Annotated in this window: 5 protein-coding genes and 3 pseudogenes; all 8 read left to right on the forward strand. The window is 39.1% G+C overall.

Annotated features, from left to right (window positions below):
- The first annotated feature begins 200 nt into the window (after positions 1–200).
- Entirely contained in the window at positions 201–1409 is a 1209-nt protein-coding gene (gene coaBC / locus Q9J79_RS10100) for a bifunctional phosphopantothenoylcysteine decarboxylase/phosphopantothenate--cysteine ligase CoaBC (RefSeq protein WP_301911762.1), read from the forward strand.
- Entirely contained in the window at positions 1393–1623 is a 231-nt protein-coding gene (locus Q9J79_RS10105) for an HNH endonuclease (protein WP_301911761.1), read from the forward strand. Before coaBC ends, Q9J79_RS10105 begins: the two co-directional genes overlap by 17 nt.
- A 2-nt stretch (positions 1624–1625) precedes the next feature.
- Positions 1626–1853, forward strand: a pseudogene (locus Q9J79_RS10110) (SMI1/KNR4 family protein); the annotation flags it as partial.
- Positions 1854–2114: 261 nt separating this feature from the next.
- Positions 2115–2696, forward strand: a complete 582-nt coding sequence (locus tag Q9J79_RS10115; RefSeq protein ID WP_301911759.1) for a hypothetical protein — start codon at positions 2115–2117, stop codon at positions 2694–2696.
- Between the two features lie 396 nt (positions 2697–3092).
- A pseudogene (locus Q9J79_RS10120) lies at positions 3093–3345 on the forward strand (SMI1/KNR4 family protein); the annotation flags it as partial.
- 115 nt (positions 3346–3460) lie between these two features.
- Positions 3461–3886, forward strand: a complete 426-nt coding sequence (locus Q9J79_RS10125) for a hypothetical protein (RefSeq protein WP_301911758.1) — start codon at positions 3461–3463, stop codon at positions 3884–3886.
- Positions 3883–4254 (forward strand): hypothetical protein, encoded by a 372-nt coding sequence (locus Q9J79_RS10130; RefSeq protein ID WP_002240208.1) that lies wholly within the window; start codon positions 3883–3885, stop codon positions 4252–4254. The genes Q9J79_RS10125 and Q9J79_RS10130 overlap by 4 nt, the downstream gene beginning before the upstream one ends.
- A 44-nt stretch (positions 4255–4298) precedes the next feature.
- A pseudogene (locus Q9J79_RS10135) lies at positions 4299–4511 on the forward strand (hemagglutinin repeat-containing protein); the annotation flags it as partial.
- Between the last annotated feature and the right edge of the window lie 154 nt (positions 4512–4665).

Genomic DNA, 4665 nt, shown 5'->3' on the forward strand with positions numbered 1-4665 from the left:
TAAGGTTTTTTATTTCCGCCAAACGCTGCGCCGCCTCCAACAATCCCTTCCTCCCCCTCCTCTGGCTGGTGCACCTTTGTGAATATGCCGTCTGAAACTCGGGGACTCAGACGGCATTTTGTATCCAAACGGTAGCTAATGTATCAGTACTTTGTTATAGAATGGCTGCTGTTTTTTCTTCGTAATTAGAAATTGTCAAAATGGGCAAACATATTCTTTTAGGTGTAACGGGCAGTATTGCGGCGTATAAGTCTTGCGAGTTGGTGCGGCTGCTGAAAAAACAGGGGCATTCGGTTACGGTGGTTATGAGCCGCTCGGCAACTGAATTTGTTTCTCCGCTGACTTTTCAGGCTTTGAGCGGCAATCCCGTTCTGACCGACACGCACGGCGGCAACGGTTCAAACGGTATGGAACATATCAACCTGACCCGGAATGCGGATGTTTTTCTGATTGCTCCTGCAAGTATGAATACTTTGGCGAAAATTTGCTGCGGGATTGCGGACAATCTGTTGACGAACTTGGCGGCGGCGCGCAAATGTCCGCTTGCTGTTGCGCCCGCGATGAATGTGGAAATGTGGCTGAATCCTGCCAACCAACGGAATATCGCTCAATTGGCTTCAGACGGCATTACTGTCTATATGCCAGGCGCGGGCGAACAGGCTTGCGGAGAAAATGGTATGGGAAGGATGCCGGAACCCGCAGAATTGCTGGACCTGCTTCCAGATTTATGGACACCGAAAATTTTAAAGGGCAAGAAAATCTTGATTACCGCAGGTGCGACATTTGAAGCCATTGACCCTGTCAGGGGCATCACAAATATTTCCAGCGGGAAAATGGGCGTGGCTTTGGCGCGGGCGTGCCGTGCCGCCGGTGCGGAAGTCAGCCTGATTCACGGACAGCTTCAAACCACGCTGCCTTTCGGCATATCCGATACAGTTCAAGCTGTCAGTGCCGAAGATATGCATCGCGCAGTGCATCGTTTAATCGACAAACAAGATGCTTTTATTTCTGTTGCCGCCGTCTCAGACTATAAGGTTAAAAACAGGAGTACGCAAAAATTCAAAAAAGATAAAAATGCCAAACCGTTATCCATCGAATTGGATGAAAACCCTGATATTTTGGCATCCATTGCCTCATTACCGAACCCGCCGTTCTGTATCGGTTTTGCCGCTGAAACGGAGAATGTATTGACATATGCACGAGAAAAACGCATTAAGAAAAAAATACCGGTGATAGTTGCCAATGATGTTTCAATCGCGATGGGCAAACCGACCAACCGGATTACCATTATCGGGGACGACGGGGAACTCTCTTTTCCCGAAACAAGTAAAGATGAAGCGGCAATGCGGATTGTTGAAAGGCTTGCCGTATATTTGAACAAATACGGGACAGATGAGGACAGCTACTAAAGATTTATGGAAAACTATTGAACATGGACCAGTGCCCAAAAATCAATTTACTAATGAACAACTAATGAAGATTAAAGCAGGAAATGAAAAAATTCCTGGTTATACTTGGCATCATAATGCGCAAAACTCTCCTAATAATATGCAGTTAATTCCTAATAGTATTCATAAAGCCGTTAGGCATACCGGTCAAAAATCGTTAAAGAAAGATCAGTGAACATGGAAAAACTATCAATATCATCAGATGAGGGATTGGTTCCAATAAGAACAATTCAACAATTTGCTGAAGATATAGGGGTTGTTTTTCCTGTTTTATATGTATCACTTCTTAGCAAATATGATCATTTATACCCTAAAGAAAATATTTTCAAATTTGTCAATCAATACGGTGAAAATGATGAAAGGGATATTTCATTTTTAGGGTATAAGCAAAATTTAGGCTATAAAGCTTAGACAAATACCCTCCATTTGAAGGCTATGTCTATCAAGATGGCTTACTCTGTGCCCGAATCAAGATTGAAGACAGGTATTTTAATCTTCCTCCGATTTACGATAAAGAGTACAGATAGTAATCGCATCAAGATTCGGATAGAGATACATAAATGTATATAAACAATAAGTGTTGAAACAATTATATCGGTGGTAGTGATGGACTGGAGAATCTCGCCCTTTGTAAAATGACTGTTCGAGACTAGACTGGAGGTTGCAATGGCAATAGACGGAGTAAAGATTATAGACAGCGATGATGCTTACGATATCTATAACACCATAGTGGGAAGATATAAAAACGGCGAAAATATTGCTGAGATAATCGAAGATATTTTAAATGATGAAAATAATTTTTGTATAGATGATTTTTATACTGAGATTTATTGGACAGCCTTTGCCTACTCCTTGTGGAAGATTGGACATTTACCAGAAGACATAAAAAATAAAACTCTCAAAATTATCGAAAAAGGAGCGGATAAGTTCTGGCTTGAAATTGACAGCAAAGCATTGAAACAAGGACAGAAAGTACTTGATAAACTAGCTATTCAGCTACAAAGTGTCAATCCGAAACCTCTTAAAGTTCCAAAGGCAAAAACAAAGAGGGAGCCGTACTTTAAGGTAGGAGATGTGCTTGTGGTTCAATTTGAAAATGAATACGGAGTCGGTTTTGTTTCAGCTCTCGACCAAAGTACGAGAAAAATAGAATATCACCTAGCCTTTACAAGATTGCTACAAAAGAATAAGCCCACTATGACGGATTTCTTGAATAGCGAGATTGCTTGCAAGATGAATAATAGATAGTATGCTATTGATACTGACTGTTGGTTTAATCATAAGGATTTGGGGCTTTTACTAGATAAATTTGAGAAGATTGGTAAGGTCATATTAGAAGATTATACTCTGTGGACTTTAGCACCTGCCTGCACCTTGGGTGATATCTATGAAGAAATCACAGCGAGTAAGGGAGCCCTAGGTCTTCGTTTTATGGAGACGTATAAATTGATAAAAGCTATGGAATAAATGAGGAAGATAAGGGTTTAGATGGGAAAGGAATCTGTTTCAAAGCATATCCTAGATTATACATCATGATTCTAGCTTATCTTTAAAATATAAATTTCTGTGAAATAGCTGATAAAATCCTCTAAACTTCTAGTTTTAGCTAGAAGTTTTTTATATATAAAAATTTTACACATTTCTGAAGATATTTATAGGTATTCATGTATTGATGATGAATATGAGTATGCAAAAAAAAGTAATTGCTTTTGGGATTTCAGCTAATGGCGATTATATCTGTTTTGATTACAGAAAATGCAATAAAAATCCATGTATCATTCTGATGTATCATGATGATTTTTATGAAGATGAGAATGGAGATACGAAAATGGTAACTAGCCATATTGCAGATAGTTTTGATGCCTTTTGGGATATGCTATATGAACTTTCAGATTAAGTGTGTAGGTTGAGTTGAAAACCCAACTAAATTAAAAAGATCGTCTGAAATCAGCAAGCCGTAGTCCATATGAAACCTAAACTCAACAAGTAGTGGGAATGCTCTAGAAAATACAATGACTCTTGGTGTCGCAGCGGTTACCGCTGGGCGTGCTGGAACACAAGTAAGAGCGAGAAATACACAACAAACTAAACTTGTTGGAGAGTTAACAGCTAATGGTATCAAGTTTAATCCGAATAATGTAGTTGCTATTACTAAAACAACAGATGGAAAAATTGTTTGGTTAGAAACAGGAAATACACGAGCAGGACTAAACCATATTATAGAAAGGCACGGACAGGAATTTTTGAAAAAGGGAATATCTGAATCTGAAATTCCTAATTATTTGATGACTGCGGTTAAAAATGGACAAATTGTAGGAATGCAACGCACAAGACCTATATATGAATTCACCTATAACGGCACAAAACACCGTGTGGCTATTGATATAGGCAATAATGGGTTTATTGTTGGTGCCAACCCCAAAAGAGTAGTTAAATGAAAAAAATAAGATTGTTACTTGAATTTCACTGTTTTCCAGTATGGTTTTATGATGAAAATGATGAAATTATTGAAAACGATTGGTGTGAAGAATTATTACCACAGGAAATTTTATCAGACAATCATCTGAAAGAATTGTGCATTTGGCTAGCAGATGAATTTGATAAATTATATTGTGATGAAATGGGTAATTTCGATTATGAAAAGTTACAAGATGAATTTTCGTTTCAAACAAAGGAAAATGAACAAGAGTTCATTGATAAATTAACAGAATTCAGGACGAAATTCACACAAAAATGTTTTGGTTTTTGTGCGTTACAAGATAATTTACCAAAAATTGAAAACGGTAAAATTGTTTCTTGGCAGTGAGCGTAGCGTACGCAACTTGTTGCCGATGTGTGTGGAACGCATGTATGCGCTTCTCAAGGTTTGAGTTAAGAGGCCGTCTGAAAACAAAAAAACCGTTTCAGACGGCCTTTTTTTTAACAAATCGTAACAGCAATCAGACAAAAGCAGCTTACCGCCACACCCATATCAGCAGCACGGCCGGCAAAACGATTATCCGAAGCGGCGGGGATACCACCCTCAAAGGTGTGCAGCTTATCGTCAAAAGCATACAGGCAGATAAGCAATTGAACGGATAAACCATAAAACGGATTGCCTGTTAATCAAAAGACAACCCGAGACCTTTGCAAAATTCCTTTCCCTCCCGACAGCCGAAACCCAAACACAGGTTTTCGGCTGTTTTCGTTTCAAATATCCACTGATTCTACCCAAATA

This window comes from Neisseria viridiae (assembly GCF_962747995.1).
Classification (GTDB): Bacteria; Pseudomonadota; Gammaproteobacteria; order Burkholderiales; family Neisseriaceae; genus Neisseria; species Neisseria viridiae.

Coding starts and splice junctions, on each gene's coding strand:
- coaBC (WP_301911762.1), top strand. CDS start 201: ATGGGCAAACATATTCTTTTAGGTGTAACGGGCAGTATTGCGGCGTAT.
- Q9J79_RS10130 (WP_002240208.1), top strand. CDS start 3,883: ATGAAAAAAATAAGATTGTTACTTGAATTTCACTGTTTTCCAGTATGG.
- Q9J79_RS10115 (WP_301911759.1), top strand. CDS start 2,115: ATGGCAATAGACGGAGTAAAGATTATAGACAGCGATGATGCTTACGAT.
- Q9J79_RS10125 (WP_301911758.1), top strand. CDS start 3,461: ATGACTCTTGGTGTCGCAGCGGTTACCGCTGGGCGTGCTGGAACACAA.
- Q9J79_RS10105 (WP_301911761.1), top strand. CDS start 1,393: ATGAGGACAGCTACTAAAGATTTATGGAAAACTATTGAACATGGACCA.